Here is a 24846-nt window from a genome sequence, read left to right on the forward strand (position 1 = left end):
CTCAGTCCGCCGGCGAAGCGGCCGGCCGCGTGGCGTAGAAGGCCTTGGCATCGGCCGTGAAGGCGGCCCGCTGATCGGCTTTCGTATAGAACATATGGCCGCCGCGATAAAGTTTCAGCCCGACGCGGCCGCCGGTAAGCGACGGTGGCAGATGGTCGACCACATAACGGCTGACGCCGTAAGGCGTCACCAGATCGCTATAACCATGCGCGATCAGCAGGTGGAAGGCCGGGTTCGAGGCGAGCAGCTGCCGGATGTCGTCGGTGGCGCTCGCCTGCATGCGCGAGCCGCCGCCGCGTCCGCCGCCCCATTCCCAGCGCCGGCTGATATCGCTGTCGAGCAGCGAATAGGTCATCTCCGTCTTGAAGCCGAGCTGGTTGCGGGCGTAGTCGGTAAAGGCGCCGCCATAGGCGCGGGTGAAGCCGTCGAGGATGGCGTCGTCGCCGCGGTCGTAGTCGGATTCCGGATAGGGGTCGGGGGTGGCAAAGGCGGCGTCGTAGGGGCTCGTCACCGCGCCGCTGCCGGCGTCGGAATGTTTGACGAAGGAATTGCCCGGGAAGCCGCGGTTGCGGGTGACGATATCCTGAGGGATGCCTGTCAGCCTGGCGATCCTGCCATAAAAGGCGGCGGCATCCGCGCCCGTCGGCGGCGGCCCGGCGAGGGTCGTCAGATAGTCGCCGAGCGCGAAGGCTTCCGTCTGCTTCTGCGTCTCTTCGTCAAAGGCGTTGCGCCGGTCGAGTTCGGCCGCCGCCAGCGACGGCAGCTCCAGGGCGGCGCCGAGCGCGAACTGATCGGCATTGAACATCAGCTGGCCCTCGAGCAGGGGTGAGAGCATCACCGCGCCGGCAATGATGATGCCCTGGTTTTCCTGCAGCGCCGAGGCGACCTTGGCGGCGCGGAAGCCGCCATAACTCTCGCCGAGAAGATATTTCGGCGAATTCGAGCGGTTGTTATGCGCGACATAGAGCGCGATCGACTTGGCGATGCTCTGGGCGTCTGAGTTGACGTTGTAATAATTGGACGCATCGTCCGCCTTCGCCGTCCGGCTCCAGCCGGTGCCGATCGGATCGATCAGCACGAGATCGGTGAAATCGAGCCAGCTTTGCGGGTTGTCGACGAGCTTCGCATGGGCGCCGTCGCGCCCCTCAGGCCCGAAGTCGAGCACCTCGGGCCCGACCAGCCCGAGATGCAGGAAGGCGGAAGCGGCACCCGGCCCGCCGTTGAAGGCAAAGGTCAGCGGCCGATCCGGGCCGCCATCCCTAGCGACATAGGCAGTATAGAAGATCGCGCCGGTCTGCGCGCCGTCCTGGCCGAAGAGGTCGAGCGTGCCGGCGGTGGCGGTATAGGCGAGCTTCCGGCCGCCGAGCGTCAATTCGTGCTCGGTGACGGAATCGGTCGGCAGCAGTTTCAGCACGCCCTCGCGCGCACCGCTCTCGACATTGGCCTTCTGGTGACCGCTCTCCTGTGCCGGGGAAAGGGCAGGCGCCAGCGACCCGGCAAGGGCTGCAAGCAGAAACAGGGACCTTAAACGCAACATATCTCCTCCGGCGCTGCGGGATGTGAGCTTGAGATAGCGCAGCATCCGCGATCGGCGACCGGCATCAAGAGATGGTGATGGGCGCGCCAGCGAGAGGACGCGTCAGCGAGCGGCTCAGCCGGCCTTCTCGACAGCGTGCACATTGATCTCCACCGCCCGGCCGGCCTTCCAGCCGTTGATCGCCGCGCCGAGCCCGAGCGCGACGAAGAGCGCGGCGCACCAGGAAAAACTCCCCGTCCAGCCGCGGATGAGGCCGACGATCAGCGGGCCGATGGCGGCAAGCAGGTAACCGACGCATTGCGCCATGCCGGACAGATGGGCGGCGACATCGGGATCGCGCGAGCGCAGCACGATCGTCGTCATCGCCGCGGCGATCAGCCCGCCCTGGCCGATGCCCTGCAGCACCGCCCACAGACAGACCGTCGAAAGCGGCGCAAACAGCAGGCCGAGCAGCGCCGTGACGGCGACGCCGCAGAGGCTGGCATTGATCAGTCGCTGGTCCTTTCCGCGCACGGCGATATGCGGCACGATGAGGCAGGAGGCCGCCTGCACCATCACCGAGAGCGACACGATCGCCCCAGCGCTGACGCCGTCGAGGCCGCGTTCGCGCAGGATCGGAACCAGCCAGCCGAAGACGCAATAGGCCAATGCCGACTGCAGCCCCATGAACAGCGTCACCTGCCAGGCGAGCCGGTCGCGCCACAGGCCTTTGATGTGGAAGCCGTTTCGCCGTGTCTGGCCGCCGGTGCGAAGAACCCGCGGCAGCCAGATCAGGCCGACGGCGAGCGCCGGCAGCGCCCAGATGGCAAGCGCGCCTTCGAGAGAGCCGCCGAGCGCGTGCTCGATCGGCAGCGTCAGCCCGGCCGCACTTGCCGCACCGGCGCAGAGCGCCATGGTGTAAAAGCCGGTCATCAGCGCGGCGCGGCCGGCGAAATCCCGCTTCACCAGCCCCGGCAGCAGCACGTTGCCGACGGCAATGCAGGCGCCGGCGAGCGCGGTGCCGATGAACAGCAGCGGCACGGAGGAAAGCCCGCGCAAAGCCGTGCCGAGCGCCAGCAGCAGGATAACGGCGAGCAGCGTGCGCTCCGTCCCGAGGCGCTGGGCCAGGCGCGGCGCAAGCGGCGAGAAAGCGCCGAGGCAGACGACGGGCAGGGTGGTGAGCAGGCTGGCGCCGAGCGTACTCAGCCCCAGTTCGGTGCGGATCTCCGGCAGCAGTGCGGAGGCGCTGGAAAAGACCGGGCGCAGGTTGAAGGCGATCATCGCCAGGCTCGCGCCGAGCAGGAAACGATCAGCGCCACCCCGCACCGGTGTTGCCTGCGGCGGTGGAAGGCTGCCGGCCTCGGCGTCGACAAGCAGGTCGTCGGCGGCGTCGAGTGCATTGATATCGGTGACGGGCATGGTCATGACAGGATCATCCGCTCGAGGGCGGCAAGAACCGGCGCCATGAAGCGGCGCACCGCCGCATCCGCCTGGTCGGGATCGCCGGTTTCGATGGCATCGACGATAGCGGCATGCGCCTGCATATCGGGTTCCGGAATATCCTTGCCGAGCGTCGCGGCGATCGTATCGGCGATCGAGGCCGAGAAGAAATCGTAAATCTCGATCATCGCCCGGTTGCCGGAAGCGGCGATGACCGCCTTGTGGAAGGCGAGGTCACGCGCGATGAAGGCGGCCTGATCGCCGCCGTCGTAACTGCCGCGTTCGGCAAGCAGCTTGCGCAGCCCGGCAATGGTCTCGGGCGTCTTGCGGACTGCCGTCAGCCGGGCGGCCTCGACGTCGAGCGCCAGGCGCGCTTCGAACTGGTCGCGCAGGCTGGCGCGCCGCGCCATCGTCAGCGGCCGGCCGGCATCGCTGGTCGAGCGCACATAGGTTCCGGACCCCTGCCGTGTCTCGAGATACCCTTGGGAAACCAGAACCCGCACCGCCTCGCGCACCGTGCCGCGGCTGACGGAGAGCATGGCCGACAGCGAGGCTTCGTTCGGCAATTTATCGCCGACCGCCCAGCGTTTGCCGAGAATGTCGCCGCGGATCGCTTCGATCGCCTCTTCGGCGAGATTGGTCTTCGTGAGTGCGCGCATCACCATTACTCATAAAGTCATCTGATGACTATATGAATAATGGGATTTTGCTTTTCCGTCAATGCGCTCGCAGCGAGGCAATAAAAAAGGGCCGCCTCGGCGACCCTTTCCATGAGTTTGGCCTCATACTGGCCTGGACTGTCGATGCAGCCCTAGGGAAGGCGGGGATTACAGCGAGGGCTGCCTCGCTTTCATCTCCTCTCCCATGCCCGTTACGAGGTCCGAAATCTCATTAGACATTGGATCACCTTCCTTTCGTTCTGTTGCTGATAGGGCAAAGGTAGGACGATTCGTCCGGGATGCAAGCAGAAATTACGCCCGATACACCTATCTGGCGAAATCAAGCGTTCACAAAAGAACACAGGCTTTCGCTGAATTTGAAGCGGCCATCGGTCACGAATCCGTCATGATCGATCTGCAAACCGGCGGCGCGTTAAGCTGTTATTAGCCGCGCCGTCAGACAATTTAGAGCATGCCCGCCGGTGCGGCGGCGGGTTCCGGAGCAAGAAAGCCATGTGTCGCTGGGCAGCCTATCGCGGAGACCCCCTCTATCTCGAGGAGCTGGTATCCTCGCCCGCCCATTCGCTGATCGAGCAGTCCCACTGCGCCACCCGCGCCAAGACGGCGACGAACGGCGATGGCTTCGGCATTGCCTGGTATGGCGACAGGCCCGAGCCCGGCCGCTACCGCGACATCCTGCCGGCCTGGTCGGATTGCAATCTGAAGAGCCTGTCGCGGCAGATCCGCTCGCCGCTCTTCCTCGCCCATGTCAGGGCTGCCACCGGCGGCGGCACGCGCCGCGACAACTGCCATCCCTTCACCCACGGCATCTGGTCCTTCATGCATAACGGCCAGATCTCCGGCTTCGAGCGCCTGCGCCGGCCGATGGAGGCGATGCTCGACGACGAGTTGTTCAATGCCCGCGGCGGCACCACCGATTCCGAGCTGATGTTCCTGCTGGCGCTGCAGTTCGGCTTGCGCGAGGCGCCGGTTGCCGCCATGGCCCATATGGTCGGTGTCGTCGAGGAACTGGCCGAAAGCCTCATCGGATCGATCCTGCTGCGCTTCACCGCTGCTTTTTCCGACGGCAACACGCTTTATGCGATCCGCTATGCCACCGATCGCAAGGCGCCGACGCTCTATGCCTCGCCGGTCGGCGCCGGCTATTGCCTGGTGTCCGAGCCGTTGAACGACGATGTCGATGCCTGGGCGGAAATTCCGGACGGCAGCGCCGTCACCGTCGGCAAAAACGGCATCGATGTCGCCGACTTCCGGCCGGAGAAGCGGAATGCTGCCAAGCCGCAGCGCGTGGCTATTTCTGCCTGAACGCTGGCGATCAGTGGAGCTGTCGGGCGATCAGCGCGGCCAGCCTTTCGGCAACCTCTTCCTTGGCGAGATCGGGCCATTGCTCGACGCCGTCGTGACGGACGAGTTTGACGCGGTTGCGGCTGCCGCCCATGATGCCGGTCGCAGGAGAAACGTCGTTGGCGACGATCATGTCGGCGCCCTTCCGCTCGAGCTTCGCCCTGGCATTGTTTTCCACGTCCTGCGTCTCGGCGGCAAAGCCGATCACCAGCTTCGGTCGCATCGTGTGGTGGCCGACGGTTTTCAGGATGTCCGGATTTTCGGTCAGCGCCAGCGTCGGAATGGATTCGCCCGGATGTTTCTTCAGCTTCTGGTCGGCGGCCGAGGCGACGCGCCAGTCGGCCACCGCCGCCACCATCACGGCAATGTCGGCCGGCAGCGCCGCCAGCACGGCATCGCGCATTTCCTCGGCCCGCTCGACGTGGATGACGTTGACGCCGATCGGATCGGCGATCGTCACCGGCCCCGCTACCAGCGTCACCTCCGCCCCGAGCTTGGCAAGGGCTGCGGCGATCGCATGGCCCTGCCGGCCGGAGGAGCGGTTGGCGATATAGCGCACCGGGTCGATCGGCTCATGCGTCGGTCCCGACGTGACGATCGCCTTGCGTCCTTTCAGCGGCTTCTCGCCGTCGTCGAGCAGGGTTTCGGCAGCCGCGACGATATCGAGCGGCTCCGCCATCCGGCCAAGCCCCGCCTCCCGGCTCTCCGCCATCTCGCCGGCCATCGGCCCGACGAAGCGGATGCCGTCGGCCCTGAGCATCGCCGCATTGCGCCGGGTCGCCGGATGCGCCCACATGGCCGGATTCATCGCTGGTGCGGCAAGCACCGGCCTGTTGGTCGCCAGCAGCACGGTCGAGGCGAGATCGTCGGCAAGCCCGTTCGCCATCTTCGCCATCAGGTCGGCCGTGGCCGGGGCGATGATCACGAGGTCGCAGTCGCGCGCCAGCCTGATATGGCCGACATCCTGTTCGTCCTGGCGCGAAAACAGATCGACGAACACATGGTCCGCTGCCAACGCGCCGACGGCAAGCGGCGTGACGAATTCCTGCGCTCCCTTGGTCATAACCGGGCGGACGCTGGCGCCGCGCTCGCGCAGCCGGCGGATCAGATCCAGGCTCTTATAGGCTGCGATGCCGCCGGAGATGATGAGGAGGATGCGTTTTCCGCTGAGAGCCATGGCTTTTCTACCCGTCGCCTTCTTGACCGGCCCCGACCCTAAGCCTTTGGCTGAGAACATGCAATCGGCTGGGCGAAAGGCATCGGATCTGCTCGGGGCCGGTGACCGGTTGCCTCCGCAAAGACCCCGCCCCAAACCCCTCCCCACAAGGGGGAGGGGCTTAACCTGCCGCACCCGTTTTCCATATCTGCGACGTTTCGAGTGGGACAAGGCGAGCGCTCCGGGTTAGCCCCTCCCCCTTGTGGGGAGGGGTTGGGGAGGGGTCTTTCCTGTGGTTCGACCATCGGTCGATGGCAGCCCCCGCCGTCTCAGCTACGCGTGACCGAAATGCCGCCGTCGACCAGCGATGCCGTGCCGGTGACGAAGCTCGCATCGTCGGAGGCGAGGTAGAGAACCGAGCGGGCGACCTCTTCCGGGGTGGCGACGCGCTTCAGGGCATGCATAGCGGTGATAGCGGCCTGCTTGTCCGGCGTATCGTTCACGTCCCGATACATGTCGGTATCGACGGCGCCCGGCAGGATGGCGTTGACGCGCACGCCCTGTGGCCCGAATTCGGCGGCCAGCGCCTGCGTCAGGCCGATCAGGCCGGATTTGCTGGCGGCATAGGCGGCAACGCCGGGAAAGGCGAAACTGTAGCCGACGAAGGTCGAGGTGAAGATTACCGAGCCGCCGCCATTTGCCGCCATCGCGCCGATCTGATGTTTGGCAGCGAGAAAGGAGGCGGTGAGATTGACGGCCAGCGCCTCGCTGAAACCTGCTTCCGAGACGCCGGTGCTCGGACCGGCTTCGCCGATGATGCCGGCATTGTTGAAAGCGATATCGAGCGTGCCGTAATTCGTCGTCCCGGCGGCGACCAGCGCCTTGTGATAGTCTTCCGAGCGGACATCACCGGCAACGGCGATGGCGTCGCCGCCTTCCGCCTTGATCTCCGCAACGAGGCTGTCGAGTTCGCGCTCGCGGCGGGCGCCGACGACGACCCTGGCACCTTCGGCGGCAAACAGCTTTGCCGTGACGCGGCCGATGCCGGAGCTTGCGCCGGTGACGATCGCGACCTTGTTGTTCAAGCGGTTCATGCTTCCATCTCCTGTGTTTGCGGTGAGGCGGCCCATGCCGTCCCCTTCGATGAAAGGAAGATGGCATTTTCCTCTCGTTCGGATTAGTCTCCAGATGGTGAAACTCGAATTCGGAAAAACCGAACGATGATCAAGGTCGAAGGCATTGCGGCTTTCGTCGCCGTCGTGGAGGCAGGCTCGATCAGCGAGGCGGCCCGCCGGTTGCGGCTGTCCAAATCCGTCGTCAGCGAAAGGCTGGCGGAACTGGAGAAGTCGCTGGGCGGCATGCTGCTGCACCGAACGACGCGCAAGCTCACTTTGACGGAGGATGGTGCGGTCTTCCTGGAGCGCGCCACGCGCATCGTGCGCAACATCGACGAGGCCGCCGCCGATATGGCCGAGCGGCGCGGAACACTGTCCGGTCCGATCCGCATCGCCGCCCCGGTCACCTTCGGCCGCATGCATCTCGGACCGGCGCTCTATCCCTTCCTTGCCGAACATCCCGAAATCGAACTGACGCTCGATATCGACGACCGGCGGGTCGACGCCGCTTCGGACGGCTACGACGCCGTCATCCGCAACGGCGCGATCGCCGATAACAGGCTGGTCGCCTGGAAACTCACCCGAAGCCGCCGTCTTCTCTGCGCCTCGCCGGATTATCTCGCCCGCCGGGGGACGCCGTCGTCGCTGATCGACCTGAACAGCCATCGCGGCATTTTCTACACCAATCGCGGCGTTGCCGACTGGCGCTTCCAGACCCCGGAGGGCGCGATTCTCGTCCGTGCGAAACTGGCGCTCGGCATGAACAATGGCGACATGCTCCGCGACGCGGCGATTGCCGGTCTCGGCATCGCGCTGCTGCCGGCCTTCATCGCCGGCCCGGCCATCCGCGAGGGCCGGCTTGCCGAAATCGATGTCGGTTACCGGCCGGAAGCGGAATTCATCTATATGGCCCATCCCGAGGGCCGAAATCCCTCCGCCAAGCTGCGCGCCATCGCCGATCACCTGAAGAAGAGTTTTGGCGATCCGCCCTATTGGGATCCGGCGGGCTGATTGATGACCAGAGAGGGCAGGGATGAAGAGATGCCGGCGGCACAGGCCGTGAAGACCTCCGGCAAGGCCGCGATGCCGGGACAAAAATACTATCTCAGACGCGGCACCGGCGCCTATCGCCGCGCCAGCCTGGCGCTCTTCCTCTCCGGCTTCTCCACCTTCTCGCTGCTCTATTGCGTCCAGCCGCTGCTGCCGATCTTCGCGCAGCAATTTTCCGTCAGCCCGGCCGAAAGCTCGCTGTCGCTATCGCTCTCCACCGGCTTCCTGGCGCTTGCCATCGTCTGTGCCGCCGCCGTCTCGGAAGGCCTTGGCCGCCGCAGCCTGATGTCGCTGTCGCTGGTCGGCGCGGCATTGCTGACCATTGCCACCGCTTTTGCCCCGAACTGGCACCTGCTGCTTGTCATCCGCGCCCTGCAAGGCCTCGTTCTCGGCGGTGTGCCGGCCGTCGCCATGGCCTATCTCGCCGAGGAGATCGATCCGCGCGGCCTCGGCGCCACCATGGGCCTCTATGTCGGCGGCACGGCCTTCGGCGGCATGTCCGGCCGGGTGCTGACCGGCATCTTCGCCGAATATCTCGGCTGGCGTCCGGCGCTCTTCCTCATCGGCGCCATCGGCCTTGCCGCCGCGATCGGCTTCATCGCCCTGCTGCCGCCGTCAAAGAATTTCGTCCGCCGGGCGGGCTTCGATCCGCGCTTCCATATCAAGGCCTGGCTCGGCCATCTCGCCAATCCGGCGCTGCCCTTCCTCTTTGCCATTGCCTTCCTGGCGATGGGCTCCTTCGTGACCATCTACAACTACGCCGGTTTCCGCCTGGTGGCGGCGCCCTACGGCCTCAACCAGACGGAACTCGGCCTGATCTTCACCGTCTATCTCTTCGGCATCGGGGCCGCCTCGATCGGCGGCCTGATCGGAGACCGGATCGGCCATTTTTCCGTGCTTCTCTTCGGTCTTGCGCTGACTGCCGCCGGCAGCACCCTGACGCTGTTCTCCTCGCTCCCGGTCATCATCCTTGGCATCGTCGTGTTGACCACCGGCTTCTTCATGAGCCATTCCATTGCCAGCGGCCTTGTCGGCAGGCTGGCGCACAGCACCAAAGGCCACGCCTCGTCGCTTTATATGCTCGCCTATTATGTCGGCTCCAGCCTCATGGGTTCGGCGGGCGGCTGGTTCTTTGCGGTTGAAGGCTGGGCCGCCGTCGTTATCTTCACGCTTGTCATGCTGGTGATGGCCTTTATGTCAGCCTGTGTCGCTCAGCATCTCGCGAGGAGAAAAGCATGATCCGCATCGACCGTCTCGACCATCTGGTGCTGACCGTCGCCGATATCGCGATCACCTGCGATTTCTATGCCGGCATTCTCGGCATGTCGGTCGAAATTTTCGCCGAAGGCCGCAAGGCGCTGAAATTCGGCGGGCAGAAGATCAACCTGCACCAGGCCGGCCACGAATTCGATCCCAAGGCGCGCCATCCGATCCCCGGCTCCGGCGACCTCTGCTTCATAGCCGGGACGCCGCTTGCCGAAGTCATCACCCATCTGCAGGCCTCGGGCGTCGCGATCGAAGAGGGGCCGGTCGAGCGCACCGGCGCCACCGGCCGCCTGCGCTCGGTCTATTTCCGGGACCCCGACGGCAACCTCCTCGAAGTCTCCAATTTGATCGCCTGACGCGCTGCCTGCCTCACATCAACCAAGCCTGATATAGGGCACGTCCTTCTTGACCACCTCATCCAGTGCCTCCTCGTAACCGGCATCGGCATACCGCATGACGCCTAGTGCGGTATCGTTGGTCAGCGCATGGTCGAGCCGTTCGTCGGCGGCATCGGTGCCGTCGGCGATGACGGTGACGCCGCAGCTTGTCATGTAGCCGGCATAGCCGCCGCCGCCGGAATGGACGACGACCAGATCGGCCATCGACGAGCAGAGCATCATCGCGTCGATCAGCGGCCAGTCGGCGATGGCGTCGGAGCCGTCCTTCATCCGCTCGGTCATGATATTGGGATGGGCCATGGCGCCGGCATCGAGATGGTCGCGGGAGAAGGCCACGGGGCCTTTGAGGTCACCGCTCGCCACCAGCGCGTTGACGCGCCGGGCGAGTGCCGTGCGTTCGCCATGGCCGAGCCAGGCGATACGTGCCGGCAGCCCCTCGAAGGGCACGTGTTCGCGCGCCAGCCGGATCCAGTTGGTGATGATCTTGTTGTCGGGAAACATCTCGAGCAGCAGGTCGTCGATGCGGGCGATATCGCTCTCCTCGCCCGACAGCGCCATCCAGCGGAACGGGCCGATCGCCCGGGCAAACAGCGGCCTGAGATAGGCTTCGGTAAAGATCGGAATGTCGAAGGCGTTGGTGACGCCGCCCTCTTTCGCCTGGGTGCGGATCAGATTGCCGTTGTCGAAGACTTCCGAGCCACGCTTCTGGAATTCCAGCATCGCCGTGACATGCTCGACGATCGAGGCGCGGCTTGCCGCCATCAACTGGCCTTGGCCATCGTCGCGCAGCCCCTTGACCTGGTCGAGGTTCATGCCCTTCGGCAAATAACCATAAACGAGGTCATGCGCCGAGGTCTGATCGGTGACGATGTCGGGCACGATGCCGCGCCGGGCGATCTCCGGATAGACCTCGGCCGCATTGCCGACGAGCCCGACGGAGAGCGCCCGTTTGTCCTTCACCGCGGCGTCGATCATTTCAAGGGCGGTGTCGAGATCGGACGCGATTTGCTGGAGATAGCCGATCTGCTGGCGCTTGCGGGCGCGTTCCGGATCGATGTCGACGCAGAGGATCGCAGCCCCCGCCATGCGGCCGGCGAGCGGCTGCGCCCCGCCCATGCCGCCGAGGCCGGCCGTCAGCACGAAGCGGCCGGCAAGATCGCCGCCGAAGCGCCGTTCGGCAATGCGCATGAAGATCTCGTAGGTCCCCTGAATGACGCCCTGGCTGCCGATATATTGCCAGGCGCCGGCCGTCAGCCCGCCCCAGCAAATCAATCCCTTGCGCTGCAGTTCGTAGAACACCTCGGCCTTCGCCCATTGGCCGACGATATTGCAGTTCGCCATGATGACCAGCGGCGCCTTGGCATGCGTCCGCACCAGCCCGATCGGCTTGCCGGACTGGATGAGCAGCGTCTGGTCCTCCTCCATCTCGGTCAGCGCCTTGACGATGCCCCTGTGCGCCGCCCAGCTGCGCGCCGCCTTCCCCAGCGCGGCGTAGACGATCAGATTGTCGGGATCTTCGCCAACGGCGAGCACATTTTCGAGGAGCCGCAACAGGGCCTCCTGTCGCCAGCCCTTGGCGCGCAGTTCCGGTCCGCCGGGAATGGGAAATTTCGGATGGCGTGGATTGGCCTTGGGCATGGATATCCTCCTCGATCTCTCTCGTTATTTTGTCGGCAGGCTTTCCACATAGGCGAGCGCGGCATCGAGCAAACGCCGTCTCAGCGCATCGTCGCCGTAAACCTCGGCATTGGCCCGCACCCACCCATGCATCACCCGCTCGCCCATCAGCATTTGATTCACGCCCGGCAAGGCCAGCGCCCAGCCGTCATTGCCCTTGCCGAGGCGGACCAGCATGCCGTCGCTGCGGGCGCCGCAGAGAAGGTTGCCGTTCAGCAGGAAGGCGCGGCCGCCGAACATGGATTTCTCACTGAGGCCAGGCCGATCGCCGAGTTCGTCGCGCAGCAGTTCTTCGAGGCCTGGATCGCGCGCCATGGCTCAGGCCCTCGCCGCCAGCGCATAACGGGCGATCTCGATCCCCATCGCCTGTTCGACGACGGGATAGACGCTCGGATCGAGCACGCTGGCCGAGAGCGGAATGATATCCATCGGCACATGCAGAATGAAGACGGGCATGCCTTCCCGAAGCTGGCCGACGCTGAGCGGTTCGCCCTCCGGCGACAGCGTGGTGATGACGGCGGGGAAGGTGGCGAGCCGTCCGCCATCGGCATCGTCCACCGCCATATATTCGTTCATCACATGCAGCGTCACCGATGTCTCGCCCGCGCCGACGGTGACCGTGCCGATGTCGAAGGCTTCCCTGGTGTAGACCACGTCCTTGCGGCTAATGAGGCCTTCGGCGAGCATATGGCCGCCCGTCGTCTTGCAGATCGCATCGATGACGGCTGATCCGCCGCGTTTCTCCGCGGCGATGATCGCCTCGCCGAGCGCAAGCGCCATCGAGATGCCGCCGAGTGCGGCATGGCTGCGGACATAGGAGGCCCTGAGCGGATTGCGGCAGCTGGCGATGAAACCGCCGGATTGATCGGCGGCGGCGCGCAGCACCGGCGAAATCTTCGCCGTCGCCCCCTTCACCACCAGCTCGATATAACGGTTCTCCGCCCGATTGCCGCCGACAGCCGTCTGGATCATTGGCTCCGGCGAACCGGCCATGCCGATCGAGCCCATGTCGCCTGTCGGATGAGCGCGGATATCGCCGACAGCATCGACCACCTTGGTGCCGAGGATCGCCGATGGCAACCAGCCGTTCAGCGTCGAGGATTTGCCGTTCTGGCCGATGATCAGCCCGGAGAGTTTTTCGCCGAGCGCCTCCTGTAAAAGCTGCACGGCCTTCACATAGTCGATGCCCTGCATTTCCCAGGGGGTGGTCGAGGCCGGCGCGCCGATCGCGGCTGCGGTGGCAATCCAGTCCTCGTCCTTCAGCTCGTCGATCGAGACCAGCTCCGGCTTGCCGACATTGACGGCGGCAAGCCCAAGCATCCGTCCGTGATCGGCCCAGCCGCCACCGCCGGCGGCATAGACGGAGCCGCCCTTGACGGCGGCTTCGACGTCTTTCTCAACCAGTATGCGTCCCATCGGTCCTCTCCTGATTCAAGCTCTCGTCCATCTCGCGCACCGCCTCGAACAGCACGGCAGCGCCGAGCGCGATATCGTCATTCTCGGCCCATTCGTCGGGGCAATGGCTGCGGCCGTCCCGGCAGGGCACGAAAATCATCGCCGCCGGCGCCACCTTGGCGATCCAGGCGGTGTCGTGTCCGGCACCGGAGGCCATGCGCCGATGTCTCGCGCCGACCCGGACGCAGGCAATCTCCAGCGTCGAAAGCAGCCCGGCATCGCCTGATGTCGGCAGATTGTCGGAAACCCGGTTCGGCGTCTCGATCGCCACGCCGTAGGCGGTCGCCAGCTTTTCGACATGGCCGTCGAGCCAGCGGCAGAAGGCGTCCATGTCGGCGCGGATTTCGGCGCGGCCATCGATCAGCAGCACCACTTTCGACGGCACGACATTGGCGGCATTCGGTTCGATCCTGAATTCGCCGACCGTCGCCGCGAAATGCCCCGGCGTCTTGGCAAGCTCGGCGGCGGCGTTGCGGATGTCGAGCACCAGTTGCGATGCTGCCACCAGGGCATCCGCCCGCCGGTCCATCGGCGTCGTGCCGGCGTGGTCGGCGCGGCCTTCGACAGTGATCTCGATCCGGGTGATGCCCGAGATCGCGGTGACGATGCCGATATCCTCCCTTTCGGCTTCGAGCACCGGTCCCTGCTCGATATGAAGCTCGAGAAAGCCCGCTATATCGGACCTCTTCTGCTGCATCAGCACATCGGGCTCGCCGCCCACCTGGGCGATACCCCGGGCAAGGTCGAGGCCGCCGCTGACGCGTGAAAGCCAGGCTTCCGGCAATTGCCCGGTCATGCCGCGGCTGCCGATGCAGGAGACGCCGAAGATGCTCACTTCCTCGGCGAGGAAATCGATGATCTCGAGATCGTGGTCGAGCTCGATGGCCTGGTCGCCAAGCGCCCGCGCCACCTCCAGTGCCGAGATCACCCCGGCAATGCCGTCGAAGCGGCCGCCGTCCGGCACCGTGTCGGAATGCGAGCCGAGCATGATCGTGCCGAGCCAGGGTTTGCGGCCGGTGCGCCGGCCGATCAGATTGCCGGCGGCATCGATCCGCGTTTCCAGTCCCGCCGCCTTCATCCGCGCTTCGAGATAGGCCCGGCCTTCGAGGAAAAGCGGCGAGAAGGCACGCCGCGTCCAGGGATGGCCGGGCTCGGTGATTGCGGCGAGCGCCTCGATATCCCCGGCGATCCGGCCGGCATTGACGGGCAGATTGCGGCTCATGCGGACGCTCCCGCAATGACCTGGCGCGGTGGCGGCCGAACGAACCGCCCGCTGCCGGGCTCGGCCAGCACCTTCCCGCCCTCGGCGATCTTTTCGCCGCGGAGATAGGTGGCGGAGACGGTCCAGGGCAGGCGAATGCCGTTGTAAGGGCTCCAGCCGACGACATTGTTGCCGCTCGCCGACGCATCATAGATGCTGTCGCGCGGCTCCAGCACGGTGATATCGGCGTCTTTGCCCGGGGTCAGCGCGCCCTTGATATGGTCGAGCCGGAAATGCCTGGCCGGATTCTCCGCCATCAGCCGGGCTGCCCAGGTCAGCGGAATGCCGCGTTCGAGGGCTCCCTTCACGAAAAGCGGCACCATCACCTCGAGGCCGGGAACACCGGAAGCGTTGGCGAGCATGTCGGGATGGGTCTTGCGGTTCTCCGACCAGCTGACGTGATCGGTCGAGACCAGCCAGACATCGCCCTCGGCCACCTTTCGCCAGAGCTTCTCCACCTCGGCGCGCGGCCGGATGGGCGGATTGATCTTCGCCTTGCCGCCCAGGCGCTTCACGTCGTTTTCCTCGTCGAGCGTCAGGTAGTGGATGCAGCATTCGACGGTCGCGGCAAAGCCGTCGCGGCGATAGGCGCGGGCGATATCGTAGCCGCGCCCGAGCGAGCAGTGCACCACATGCGCCGGGCAGTGGGTCGCCGCACCTGTCTCGAAGATCGTGTGCATCGCCAGTAATTCGGTAATCGGCGGCCGTGACAGGCCATGCGCCCGCCAGTCGGTGATGCCGCTCACCTTCACCTGCTCCATATAGCTGCGCACCGCCTCGTCATCCTCATTGTGCACGCCGGCCGTCAGTCCCGTCGGGGCGATGGCCGCAAAGCAGGCGTCGAGCAGGGCCGGGGGAATGCGCGGAAAACGCTTGGGATCGGTGCCGAAGGTCGAGAATTTGAAGGCCGCCACACCGGCCTCGACCATTTCGGCAATCCGCGCCGGGCCTTCTTCCGGATCGATGGTGCCATAAAGCGCGAAATCGACGCGTGCCTGCGGGCCGGCATGGTCGATCTTGCGCTGCACAGCCGCCGCCGAACAGACGAGATTGCCCTCGTCATAGGGCATGTCGACGATCGTCGTGACGCCGCCGGCCGCCGCCGAGCGGGTCGACCAGATGAAATCCTCCTGGTCCTTCTGGGAAAGCGAATGCACCTGCGCGTCGATCGCGCCGGGCAGGATCAGCGCTTTGCCGAGCAGATGCCGTTCGCGCGCCGCAGGCGGCACGCCGAGGCCGACTTCGGCGATTTTGCCGTCGCGCACGGCGACATAACCCTGTTCGAGAATGCGGTCCGGCAGCACCACCGTGCCCTGCAGAACGAGATCGAAATCCATGCCGCTCTCCTTAAACTGAAATCAGACTGCTACCGGCTCCCGGCTGGACAGCCGCTCCTCGATATCCTGCAGCGAGCCGAGCGCGAAGAAGTCGTCGAAGGAGGCGATCGGCACCTGCTCGGTCAGCTTCGAAAGGAAGTCGTCCGAGCCGAGTTCTTCCTCGATCGCCTCGACCTCGGCCGAAAGCGGCCGGTCGACGACATAGAAATCGGCATGTTTGCGCACGACCGCGTAGAGCATGGCGGCGACACCCTTCGGCTCGTCGCCGAGAATATCGATTGCCTGGGCCGACAGCAGCGCCTCGAGGGCTGCGAGGCGCTTCAGCGCCCGCATCTGCCGGTCGAAACGTTCGATGACCAGTGGCAGGAAGGCCGCTTCGTCCTCAAGGCCCGCCGCGACGACCAGCGACTGCGCCGAGACGGGATTGGACATCGACAGCACGCGCGAGAAGATCTCGCCGGCAAGCTTGATGATCGGCCCGAAACCGGTGGCGATCCGCCCCGGCGGCACCAGATTGACCGGCAGGTCGCGCCGCTGGCCGTTGCCGAGAATGACGCAGCGGTTGAAGGCGTTGCGCGCCGCATGCGCCATGCAGAGTGCGGCCGATTCGAGCAGGATCGTCACATCGAGGGGCAGCGAACCGCCCGACGTCATCACCCGGCCTTCGACGACGACGGGATTGTCGTCCGAGCGCCCGGTGGCTGCCAGGATCTTGTGGCCGGTCGAAAGCAGGTTTTCGATCACCGCGCCGAACACCTGGGCGATCATGCGCAGGCTGAGCGGATCCTGCACATGCGTGGCCACCGGCCAGTTCCAGTCGTCGGAGGCGTTGCAGAGCCAGGCGCCGATCAGCGCCTCGCGCGCCGTGCCGACATGGCGCACCGCCTTCCAGGGATCGCGGGAGGCGCCGAGCGCGCCGGATGCCATCATCGCCGTCGCCAAGAGGACGCGGATCGAGGCCGCGGCATTGCGCGTCGTTTCCGCCGCCGCCGCAAAGCTCACCGCATTGATGCTGAGCGAGGCGAGGCTGTCGCGCGGCGCCATCCGCACCGGTTGCAGACCCGCCGCCCGGAAGGCGTCGGCCGCCTGCATGCGGTTGCCGCGATAGACTGCTTCGCCGACGCCGGTCAGCACGGCGCCGATCTGCCCCATCAAGCCGATATCGGCGCAGCCGATCGAGCCGGTACGGCGCACGACCGGGATCAGGTCGGCCTCGAGCATGGTGATATAGGCCTGGATCAGTTCCGGCGTGCAGCCGACCTGGCCGGTCAGCGCCGTATTGACGCGGATCGCCATGGCATTGCGCACGACATTGCAGGAAAACGGCGTGCCGGTGCCGAAGTGATGGGCGCGTACCAGGCCGAGATTGAAAGTGTCGAGTTCGTCGGCCGACCACTCCACATCCTTCATGGCGCCGACGCCTGTCGTCGAGCCGTAGACCGGCATGCCGGAGGCAATCGCATCCTCGACGATCTCGCGGGCGATCGCGATGCGGGCCATGCCGGTCGCCGAAGCCGAAATCGTCACCTTGCCTGCGCCGATCGCTGCCATCTCGGCAAAACCGAGCGGTTGTCCGGAAAGTTCGATGCCGGGGCGTTCCTGCTGCATATGCCTATCTCCTGGAACAGGATGATTCTAGACCGGATCGGCCAAAATCTGAATCCCTGTTCTGAATGCGAGACTAAGCGAGCCCTTCGTCACATGGGATATCCCAAATGCCGAACACAGCATGTGTTTGGCGGGCGCTCAGCTCACCATCCAGGCGATATAGACAAGCGTCAACGCGATGAGCCACAGCGCGATCCTGCCCGAGCGGTTGTGCCGTGCTTCGGCCTTGCCGATCGCATCCGCCGTTTCAGCGTCGAAGCGCAGCCCGTGTTCGCTCATATGCAGGAGCTGATGGTGGAATTTTTCGGTCTTTGCGGCAATTTCCGGCACGGCTTCGGCGAGCTTGACCGCCGCCTTCAGCCCGTCCTTGAGATCGGTGGCGATCCGCTTCGGCCCGAGATTGGTGCGGATCCAGTCGCCGACGACGGGTTCGGAGGCCTTCCACATGTTGAAGCGCGGGTTGAGCATGCGCGACACGCCCTCGACCACGACCATGGTCTTCTGCAGCATCACCAGTTCCGGCCGCGTCGCCATGTCGAAGAGTTCGGTCACTTCGAACAGCAGCGTCAGCAGCTTGCCCATCGAGATCGTTTCGGCCGGCTGCCCATGGATCGGCTCGCCGATCGCCCGGATCGCCTGGGCAAAACTCTCGACATTGTGGTGGCCGGGCACATAACCGGCCTCGAAATGCACCTCGGCGACCCGGATATAATCGCGGGTGATGAAGCCGTAGAGGATTTCGGCGAGGAACCGCCGTTCCTTCTTGCCGAGCCGCCCGACGATGCCCATGTCGACGGCGACGATCAGGCCGTCCGCATCGACAAAGAGGTTGCCCGGATGCATATCGGCATGGAAGAAACCGTCGCGCAGCGTGTGGCGCAGGAACGACTGGATCAGCGTATCGGCGAGCAGGTTGAGATCGTGGCCGGCCGCCCGCAGGCCGTCGACGTCGGACATCCTCGTGCCGTCGATCCATTCCATGGTGATGACGTCGCGCCCGGTGCGCTCCCAGTCGACCTTCGGCACGCGGAAACCGGGATCTCTCTCGGTATTTTCGGCGATCTCGGAAAGTGCGGCCGCCTCCAGGCGAAGATCCATCTCCACCTTCGTCGTCTGCTCCAGCGTCTTCGTCACCTCGACCGGCCGCAGCCGCCGGCTCGAGGGCAGGAAACGCTCCTGCATATGGGCGACGAGATACATCGCCTCGATGTCGTGGGCAAAACGCTGGCGCACGCCGGGCCGCACGATCTTGACCGCGACCTTCTTGCGGCCTGCCGATGTCTCGACTTCAGCCGGATGCACCTGGGCGATCGAGGCGGCGGCGATCGGATCGCCGAAGCTCGCATAGAGTTCGCCGATCGGCCGTCCGAGCGAGCCTTCGATATTGGCCTTGGCGGCCGCCGACGGGAAGAAGGCCATCCGATCCTGCAACTGCGACAGGTCGTTGGCAAATTCGACGCCGACGACGTCAGGCCGCGTCGCCAGGAACTGGCCGATCTTCACATAGGAGGGACCAAGCCGCTCGACGGCCTGCGCCAATCGGTCGCTGCGCTTGATCGACATGGCGCGGCTGCGCGCAAACAGGCTGACGAAGGATTTGGCAAGGCTGATCGGTGGCGGCAGGCCTTCTGACGGCAATGCCGAGATCACGCCTTCGCGCACGAGGATCCAGCCGACCCTGATTAGGCGGAAATAGGCTCCGAAAGTGCTCATGCAGGCTGGCCTGCTTGCGAAGGCGCGGCCAATCTCTCCTCCCTCATTCCTGTGCTTGTCACAGGAATCCAGCCACCGCGCGTCTGCGCGGTGAATGACTTAAGAAACATTAACGAGTCTCCTGCGCCCAAGGACTTGGGCGCGCTGGATTCCTGTGACATCCCTCGGGCCATGCCCGAGGAAGGGAATGAGCGTATAGCCTTCATCATCCCTCAGAGCTTCCAGCCGGAATGGAGTGCGGCAATGCCGCCGGTATAATTGGTGTAGGAGACGCGCGAAAAACCGGCCTGGCGGATCATTGCCGCGAAATTCTCCTGGTTGGGGAATTTGCGGATCGATTCCACCAGATACTGGTAGGGCTCGGCGTCGCCGGTGATCGCCTTGCCGAATTGCGGAATGGCGTTGAACGACCAGGCGTCGTAGATCTTGTCGAGAAGCGGCATGTCGACTTCGGAAAATTCGAGCACCAGCAGCCGTCCGCCGCGTTTCAGCACGCGATAGGCCTCCGACAGCGCGACATCGATCCGCGGCACGTTGCGGATGCCGAAAGCGATCGTATAGGCGTCGAAGCTGGCGGCCTCGAAAGGCAGTTCCTCGGCATTCGCCTCGACGAAGGTGAGATTGCCTGACAGTTTCTTCTTTTCCGCCCGCTCGGCGCCGACGGCGAGCATCGAGCCGTTGATATCGAGCACGGTCGCATGCGCCTGCCTGCCGGAAGCCTCGACGATGCGGAAGGCGATGTCGCCCGTGCCGCCGGCAACGTCGAGCACCTTGTAGCCCGGCTCCTTGCGCGGGTTGAGCGCCGAAATCATCGCATCCTTCCAGGCGCGATGCATGCCCATGGACATGACGTCGTTCATGATGTCGTAGCGCTTGGCGACCTTGTGGAACACCTCATTGACGAGGCCCTGTTTCTCGCCGCCCGGCACCTCGCGAAAGCCGTAGGAGGTCTCCATGCCGCCATCGGCGGAAGTGCGGCTTTCTGACATCAGGCTGCTCCGTTCCTTGAAGATCGTCGCGGCGGCCATAGCGAAAGACCGCGCGCGACGTTATCACTGGGCCACGCTTTCCGCGGGCCACTGGCGCTATAGCGCACATCGTCCTCGGTTGAAACACGTTAGATATAGATGGGTTAAGATGCCGGAATTGCCAGAAGTCGAAACCGTCAAACGCGGGCTGGCGCCGACCATGGAGGGAGCCCGCGTCACAAGGCTGGAACTGCGCCGCAAGGCCCTGCGCTTCCCCTTTCCCGATGCTTTGGCCGACAGGGTGTCCGGCCGCACCATCGTCAGCCTCGGCCGCCGCGCCAAATATCTACTGGTCGATCTCGACGACGGCAACACGCTGATTTCCCATCTCGGCATGTCCGGTTCTTTTCGCATCGAGGAAGGTGCGGGCTCGGCCACGCCGGGAGAATTCCACCATGCCCGCGCCAAGGACGAGAAGCACGATCACGTCGTCTTTCATCTGGAAGCGTCGGATGGCCCGCGTCGCGTCATCTATAACGACCCGCGCCGTTTCGGTTTCATGGATATGGTGGAGCGTGCCGATCTCGCCGCCCATCCCTTCTTCCGCGATCTCGGCCCGGAGCCGACGGGAAACGAGCTTGGCGCCGCCTATCTTGCCGAGCGCTTCCGCGACAAGGCACGGCCGCTGAAGAGCGCGCTCCTCGACCAGAAGAACATTGCCGGTCTCGGCAATATCTATGTCTGCGAGGCGCTGTGGCGCTCACATCTTTCGCCGGTCCGCGCCGCCGGCACGCTGGTGACGGCGGGCGGCCGGCCGAAGGAGCAGCTTAACCTGCTCGTCGCTGCGATCCGTGACGTTATCGCCGATGCGATCGCCGTCGGCGGGTCGTCGCTGCGCGACCATATCCAGACCGACGGATCGCTCGGCTATTTCCAGCATTCCTTCTCCGTCTACGATCGCGAAGGTCAGGCTTGCCGCACGCCCGGCTGCGGCGGTACGGTCGCCCGTATCGTCCAGGCGGGCCGCTCCACCTTCTATTGCGCCACCTGCCAGAAATGAGAGCCAAAACCGGGAGAGCAGCATGACCTATGAGACCCTGATCGTCGAAACCCGAGGCAATGTCGGCCTCGTCACGCTGAACCGCCCGCAGGCGCTGAACGCGCTGAATTCCACCGTCCTGAAGGAACTGAAGCAGGCCTATGCCGCCTTCCATGCCGACGAGGCCGTCGGCGCGATCGTGCTCACCGGCTCCGAGCGCGCCTTTGCCGCCGGCGCCGATATCAAGGAGATGCAGCCGCTTCACTTCGCCGATATCTATAAGAGTGATTTCATCAGCGGCTGGGACGAGGTCGCCAAGGCCCGCAAGCCTGTCATTGCTGCCGTCAGCGGCTTTGCGCTCGGCGGCGGCTGCGAACTCGCCATGATGTGCGATTTCATCATCGCCTCGGAGACGGCGAAGTTCGGCCAGCCGGAAATCACGCTCGGCGTCATTCCCGGCATGGGCGGCTCGCAGCGGCTGACGCGCGCCGTCGGCAAGGCGAAGGCCATGGATCTGATCCTGACCGGCCGGATGATGGATGCCGCGGAAGCCGAACGATCGGGACTCGTTTCGCGTGTGGTGGCGCCCGAGCGTCTGCTCGATGAGGCTCTTGCCGCCGCCGAAAAGATCGCTTCGCTCTCTCAGCCCTCGGTCCTGATGGCCAAGGAGGCGGTGAACCGCGCCTTCGAGACGACGCTGGAGGAGGGCTTGCGTTTCGAACGCCGGCTGTTTCACAGCCTCTTTGCCACCGACGACCAGAAAGAAGGCATGGCGGCCTTCGTCGAGAAGCGCAAACCGGCTTTTACGCACCGTTGAAAGCTTTTCGCCGCTTCCCGCCGCAAAGCTTGAAAATCCGCGTTGACGTGGGCCGGCTTTAGAGTTATATGCCCGCCCACGGTTCGGAAAGCCGGTCTGGTTTTCCGCGATTGCTCCCGCATTGCTGGATTTTGTGGCCGCAGGGCCCGCGGTAATGGCGGAGTTTGTTCGAATTCTTGAGAGAGGCATCCATGGCCAATACAACTTCGGCGAAAAAAGCGACCCGCAAGATCGCCCGCCGTACCGACGTCAATAAGGCTCGTCGCTCGCGCGTTCGTACTTTCGTTCGCCAGGTCGAAGAGGCCATCGCATCCGGTGACGCCGCCAAGGCGAAGGAAGCTTTCCTGGCTGCTCAGCCCGAGCTTGCCCGCGCCGCCAGCAAGGGCGTCCTTCACTCCAACACGGCATCGCGCAAGGTCTCGCGCCTGGCCGCTCGTGTGAAGGCTCTTTCGGTCACCGCGACCGCGTAATCTTCCATTAACGACCTCCTCGTTATGATTAGCCCGGTAATTTTACCGGGCTTTTTCGATTCCGCCGATCGGCGCCTGTATGGTTAATCTCACGACTGTTTCGTGTCAGTGCCATGACAGGAAAAGGCCTTTAAAAACAAAGGCTTGCGCAAGGATGCTTCTGCGCTGCGCGACTCTGCCCCGAGCTTACGGGACCTAGGGGGAGTCAAGAAGATTTTTATTTTTTTTCTTTCCATGCGTGTCAAAATAGCCCGAACGGGGAATCTCCTTGATTCAAAAGCGATTCTTTTTTGACGCTGGTGTGACGCCCGAAAAGGCCGGGCGGAGTCAATGGCCGCTTCTTAATTTTGCGTAAAATTCATCGTTGATCTTGCCTTTTGATCCTGCCTAAATGGCTTTCAACAAAGGGCGCGGACATCACCTGCAGAGGCTCGGTCTTAAACTGCCACGTCGGCAGGGCGATAAGTTTGTGCCATTTGTTACGGAGCCTTGCGCTTCCGTTTTTTCAAGCACTCGACGGATTTGGGCCGTAACGTGGCTGTTACGGGCAGGGATGTTTTGTGCCTTCAGCGGCCACACGTTTAAGGCGAGGCCGCCGGAGAAGGTTAAAGTGATATTGCGTTCGGGCTGGTCGGCCGAAAACGAGGATCGACCGCCAGCCTGGCACGGAACGCCGATGAAGGCGCCGCATGAATGCGGTCCCTGCAACGGAATTTTGTGCCGGTTCCTTCGGGGGCAGTGTTTGAGTGAACCGGCAGGTGAGCGGCTCATGAGGATCCGCCAGCCCGCCAAAGCGGGGAATAATCGGGCGGCTGTTTTAGCGGAGGTCGCCCGGTGGAATTGAAAGGCGGCATTATGCAGATGAATACGATGACGACGGGCGGGCTCGACAACGGGGATGTGGCACCGCAGGCGTTTGGCTCCATTCGCCTCGAAGTGGGAGAAGAAAAGGCGGAAATGAAGCACGGCATCTTGTTTGAGCGCGTCAGCGCGCGCTTGAAGGCCCAGGTCGGTCCTGACGTCTATGCCAGCTGGTTTGCCAGGCTGAAGCTGCATTCGGTATCGAAGAGCGTGGTTCGCCTTTCGGTTCCCACGACCTTCCTGAAGTCGTGGATCAACAATCGTTATCTCGATCTCATCACCGGTCTGTTCCAGGCCGAGGATCCGGAAATTCTGAAGATCGAAGTCCTGGTGCGCACGGCAACGCGCAGCGGCGCCAAGGCGCTCGACGAGGTGGTTCAGCCCGAGCCGGTCGCTGCCCCCCAGGCGCGCCGTCCCGCAAGCGCCCAGCCGGCCGGCCAGGCCGTCCAGCAGGCGGTGTCGGCTGTTGCTGCGGCAAGGCCCGCAAGCTTCGGTTCGCCCCTCTTCGGCTCGCCGCTCGATAGCCGCTTCACCTTCGACACCTTCGTCGAAGGCAGCTCGAACCGCGTGGCGCTGGCTGCCGCCAAGACGATCGCCGAAGCCGGTTCCGGCGCCGTGCGCTTCAATCCGCTGTTCATCCATTCGACGGTCGGTCTCGGCAAGACCCACCTGCTGCAGGCGATCGCCAATGCGGCGGTGCAGAACCCCAGGGCCCTGCGCGTCGTCTATCTGACGGCCGAATATTTCATGTGGCGCTTCGCCACCGCCATCCGCGACAACGACGCGCTGACGCTGAAGGATTCGCTGCGCAACATCGATCTCTTGATCATCGACGACATGCAGTTCCTGCAGGGCAAGATGATCCAGCATGAATTCTGCCATCTGCTCAACATGCTGCTCGACAGCGCCAAGCAGGTGGTCGTCGCCGCCGACCGCGCGCCCTGGGAGCTGGAATCGCTCGATCCCCGCGTCCGCTCGCGCCTGCAGGGCGGCGTGGCGATCGAACTCGACGCGCCGGATTATGAAATGCGCCTGGAAATCCTCAAGCGGCGCCTTGCGGCGGCCCGGCTTGAAGATCCGTCGCTCGAAATTCCGGCCGACCTGCTTCAGCATGTCGCCCGCAACATCACGGCCAGCGGCCGCGAACTCGAAGGCGCCTTCAACCAGCTGATCTTCCGCCGCTCCTTCGAGCCGAACCTGTCGATCGAGCGCGTCGACGAGCTGCTTGCCCATCTCGTCGGTTCCGGCGAACCGCGCCGTGTACGCATCGAGGACATTCAGCGCATCGTCGCCAGGCACTACAACGTCTCGCGCCAGGAACTGGTCTCGAACCGCCGCACCCGTGTCATCGTCAAGCCGCGCCAGATCGCCATGTATCTGTCGAAGACGCTGACGCCGCGCTCCTTCCCGGAGATCGGCCGCCGTTTCGGCGGAAGGGATCACACGACCGTGCTGCATGCCGTGCGCAAGATCGAGGAATTGATTTCGGGTGACACCAAGCTTTCGCACGAAGTCGAGCTTCTGAAGCGGCTGATCAACGAATAACGGGCGGTTTTCGGTGTGAATTCGACGGCCGGAAGCGATTCCGGCCGTTTTCCTTGTGCGCCCAGCATGGGCGCACTCTTGTGGGTGGAAGTCCCACCGTAAGCTGGTCATAGCGAACGAAGAGAAACGC

At 64.4% G+C, this 24846-nt stretch carries 21 protein-coding genes; 8 read left to right on the forward strand and 13 right to left on the reverse strand.

Features of this window, described 5'->3' with window-relative positions; translation table 11 throughout:
- Position 1: 1 nt before the first annotated feature.
- The 3 genes from CO666_RS13090 to CO666_RS13100 all read right to left on the reverse strand — a co-directional run bounded on the left by CO666_RS13090 (position 2) and on the right by CO666_RS13100 (position 3615).
- Positions 2 to 1534, reverse strand: coding sequence for a S10 family peptidase (locus tag CO666_RS13090; protein WP_097612574.1), 1533 nt, complete (start codon positions 1532 to 1534; stop codon positions 2 to 4).
- 117 nt (positions 1535 to 1651) lie between these two features.
- The gene (locus CO666_RS13095; RefSeq protein WP_097612534.1) at positions 1652 to 2941 is read right to left on the reverse strand and encodes a CynX/NimT family MFS transporter; all 1290 of its coding nucleotides are present in this window, start codon (positions 2939 to 2941) and stop codon (positions 1652 to 1654) included.
- The gene (locus CO666_RS13100) at positions 2938 to 3615 is read right to left on the reverse strand and encodes a FadR/GntR family transcriptional regulator (RefSeq protein WP_097612575.1); all 678 of its coding nucleotides are present in this window, start codon (positions 3613 to 3615) and stop codon (positions 2938 to 2940) included. Before CO666_RS13100 ends, CO666_RS13095 begins: the two co-directional genes overlap by 4 nt.
- Positions 3616 to 4128: 513 nt before the next feature.
- Here CO666_RS13100 and CO666_RS13105 point away from each other — a divergent pair.
- On the forward strand, positions 4129 to 4941 hold the full coding sequence (locus CO666_RS13105; RefSeq protein WP_097612535.1) for a class II glutamine amidotransferase: 813 nt from the start codon (positions 4129 to 4131) through the stop codon (positions 4939 to 4941).
- 10 nt (positions 4942 to 4951) lie between these two features.
- Here CO666_RS13105 and coaBC read toward each other — a convergent pair whose 3' ends face one another.
- The gene (gene coaBC / locus CO666_RS13110; RefSeq protein ID WP_097612536.1) at positions 4952 to 6157 is read right to left on the reverse strand and encodes a bifunctional phosphopantothenoylcysteine decarboxylase/phosphopantothenate--cysteine ligase CoaBC; all 1206 of its coding nucleotides are present in this window, start codon (positions 6155 to 6157) and stop codon (positions 4952 to 4954) included.
- Positions 6158 to 6465: 308 nt separating this feature from the next.
- Positions 6466 to 7230: an SDR family oxidoreductase gene (locus CO666_RS13115; RefSeq protein WP_097612537.1), complete on the reverse strand. Its 765-nt coding sequence runs from the start codon at positions 7228 to 7230 to the stop codon at positions 6466 to 6468.
- Positions 7231 to 7356: 126 nt separating this feature from the next.
- Between CO666_RS13115 and CO666_RS13120 the strand changes: the two genes are divergently transcribed.
- The 3 genes from CO666_RS13120 to CO666_RS13130 are packed head-to-tail and all read left to right on the forward strand — an operon-like array spanning position 7357 to position 9923.
- A complete protein-coding gene (locus CO666_RS13120) occupies positions 7357 to 8262 on the forward strand; it encodes a LysR family transcriptional regulator (protein WP_097612538.1) in 906 nt (301 codons plus the stop codon).
- 30 nt (positions 8263 to 8292) lie between these two features.
- The gene (locus CO666_RS13125) at positions 8293 to 9540 is read left to right on the forward strand and encodes an MFS transporter (protein ID WP_097612539.1); all 1248 of its coding nucleotides are present in this window, start codon (positions 8293 to 8295) and stop codon (positions 9538 to 9540) included.
- A complete protein-coding gene (locus CO666_RS13130; RefSeq protein WP_097612540.1) occupies positions 9537 to 9923 on the forward strand; it encodes a VOC family protein in 387 nt (128 codons plus the stop codon). Before CO666_RS13125 ends, CO666_RS13130 begins: the two co-directional genes overlap by 4 nt.
- Before the next feature lie 18 nt (positions 9924 to 9941).
- Here CO666_RS13130 and CO666_RS13135 read toward each other — a convergent pair whose 3' ends face one another.
- The 8 genes from CO666_RS13135 to ubiE form a co-directional block, all read right to left on the reverse strand.
- Positions 9942 to 11603, reverse strand: a complete 1662-nt coding sequence (locus CO666_RS13135) for a thiourocanate hydratase (protein WP_097612541.1) — start codon at positions 11601 to 11603, stop codon at positions 9942 to 9944.
- A gap of 24 nt (positions 11604 to 11627) precedes the next feature.
- A complete protein-coding gene (locus CO666_RS13140; protein ID WP_097612542.1) occupies positions 11628 to 11957 on the reverse strand; it encodes a TfoX/Sxy family protein in 330 nt (109 codons plus the stop codon).
- A 3-nt stretch (positions 11958 to 11960) separates the two neighbouring features.
- Complete coding sequence (locus tag CO666_RS13145; RefSeq protein WP_097612543.1) at positions 11961 to 13058, reverse strand: thiohydantoin desulfurase; 1098 nt, start codon at positions 13056 to 13058, stop codon at positions 11961 to 11963.
- A complete protein-coding gene (locus tag CO666_RS13150) occupies positions 13039 to 14319 on the reverse strand; it encodes a Zn-dependent hydrolase (protein WP_097612544.1) in 1281 nt (426 codons plus the stop codon). The genes CO666_RS13145 and CO666_RS13150 overlap by 20 nt, the downstream gene beginning before the upstream one ends.
- Positions 14316 to 15695 (reverse strand): dihydroorotase, encoded by a 1380-nt coding sequence (locus CO666_RS13155; RefSeq protein WP_097612545.1) that lies wholly within the window; start codon positions 15693 to 15695, stop codon positions 14316 to 14318. Before CO666_RS13155 ends, CO666_RS13150 begins: the two co-directional genes overlap by 4 nt.
- 21 nt (positions 15696 to 15716) lie before the next feature.
- Positions 15717 to 17303, reverse strand: a complete 1587-nt coding sequence (locus CO666_RS13160) for an aromatic amino acid lyase (RefSeq protein ID WP_097612546.1) — start codon at positions 17301 to 17303, stop codon at positions 15717 to 15719.
- A 138-nt stretch (positions 17304 to 17441) separates the two neighbouring features.
- Positions 17442 to 19016, reverse strand: a complete 1575-nt coding sequence (gene ubiB / locus CO666_RS13165) for a 2-polyprenylphenol 6-hydroxylase (protein ID WP_097612547.1) — start codon at positions 19014 to 19016, stop codon at positions 17442 to 17444.
- Between the two features lie 212 nt (positions 19017 to 19228).
- On the reverse strand, positions 19229 to 20005 hold the full coding sequence (ubiE, locus tag CO666_RS13175; protein WP_097612576.1) for a bifunctional demethylmenaquinone methyltransferase/2-methoxy-6-polyprenyl-1,4-benzoquinol methylase UbiE: 777 nt from the start codon (positions 20003 to 20005) through the stop codon (positions 19229 to 19231).
- A 148-nt stretch (positions 20006 to 20153) separates the two neighbouring features.
- On the opposite strand from ubiE, the gene mutM reads away from it, so the two are divergent.
- From mutM to dnaA, 4 genes are all read left to right on the forward strand, one after another.
- Positions 20154 to 21044 (forward strand): bifunctional DNA-formamidopyrimidine glycosylase/DNA-(apurinic or apyrimidinic site) lyase, encoded by an 891-nt coding sequence (gene mutM, locus CO666_RS13180; protein WP_097612548.1) that lies wholly within the window; start codon positions 20154 to 20156, stop codon positions 21042 to 21044.
- A gap of 22 nt (positions 21045 to 21066) precedes the next feature.
- Positions 21067 to 21840, forward strand: coding sequence for an enoyl-CoA hydratase (locus CO666_RS13185; RefSeq protein WP_097612549.1), 774 nt, complete (start codon positions 21067 to 21069; stop codon positions 21838 to 21840).
- A gap of 191 nt (positions 21841 to 22031) precedes the next feature.
- On the forward strand, positions 22032 to 22310 hold the full coding sequence (rpsT, locus tag CO666_RS13190; protein WP_085735820.1) for a 30S ribosomal protein S20: 279 nt from the start codon (positions 22032 to 22034) through the stop codon (positions 22308 to 22310).
- Between the two features lie 855 nt (positions 22311 to 23165).
- Positions 23166 to 24716, forward strand: coding sequence for a chromosomal replication initiator protein DnaA (gene dnaA / locus CO666_RS13195; RefSeq protein ID WP_097612577.1), 1551 nt, complete (start codon positions 23166 to 23168; stop codon positions 24714 to 24716).
- The last annotated feature ends 130 nt before the right edge of the window (positions 24717 to 24846 follow it).

It is taken from the genome of Rhizobium chutanense, from assembly GCF_002531935.1.
Taxonomy (GTDB): domain Bacteria; phylum Pseudomonadota; class Alphaproteobacteria; order Rhizobiales; family Rhizobiaceae; genus Rhizobium; species Rhizobium chutanense.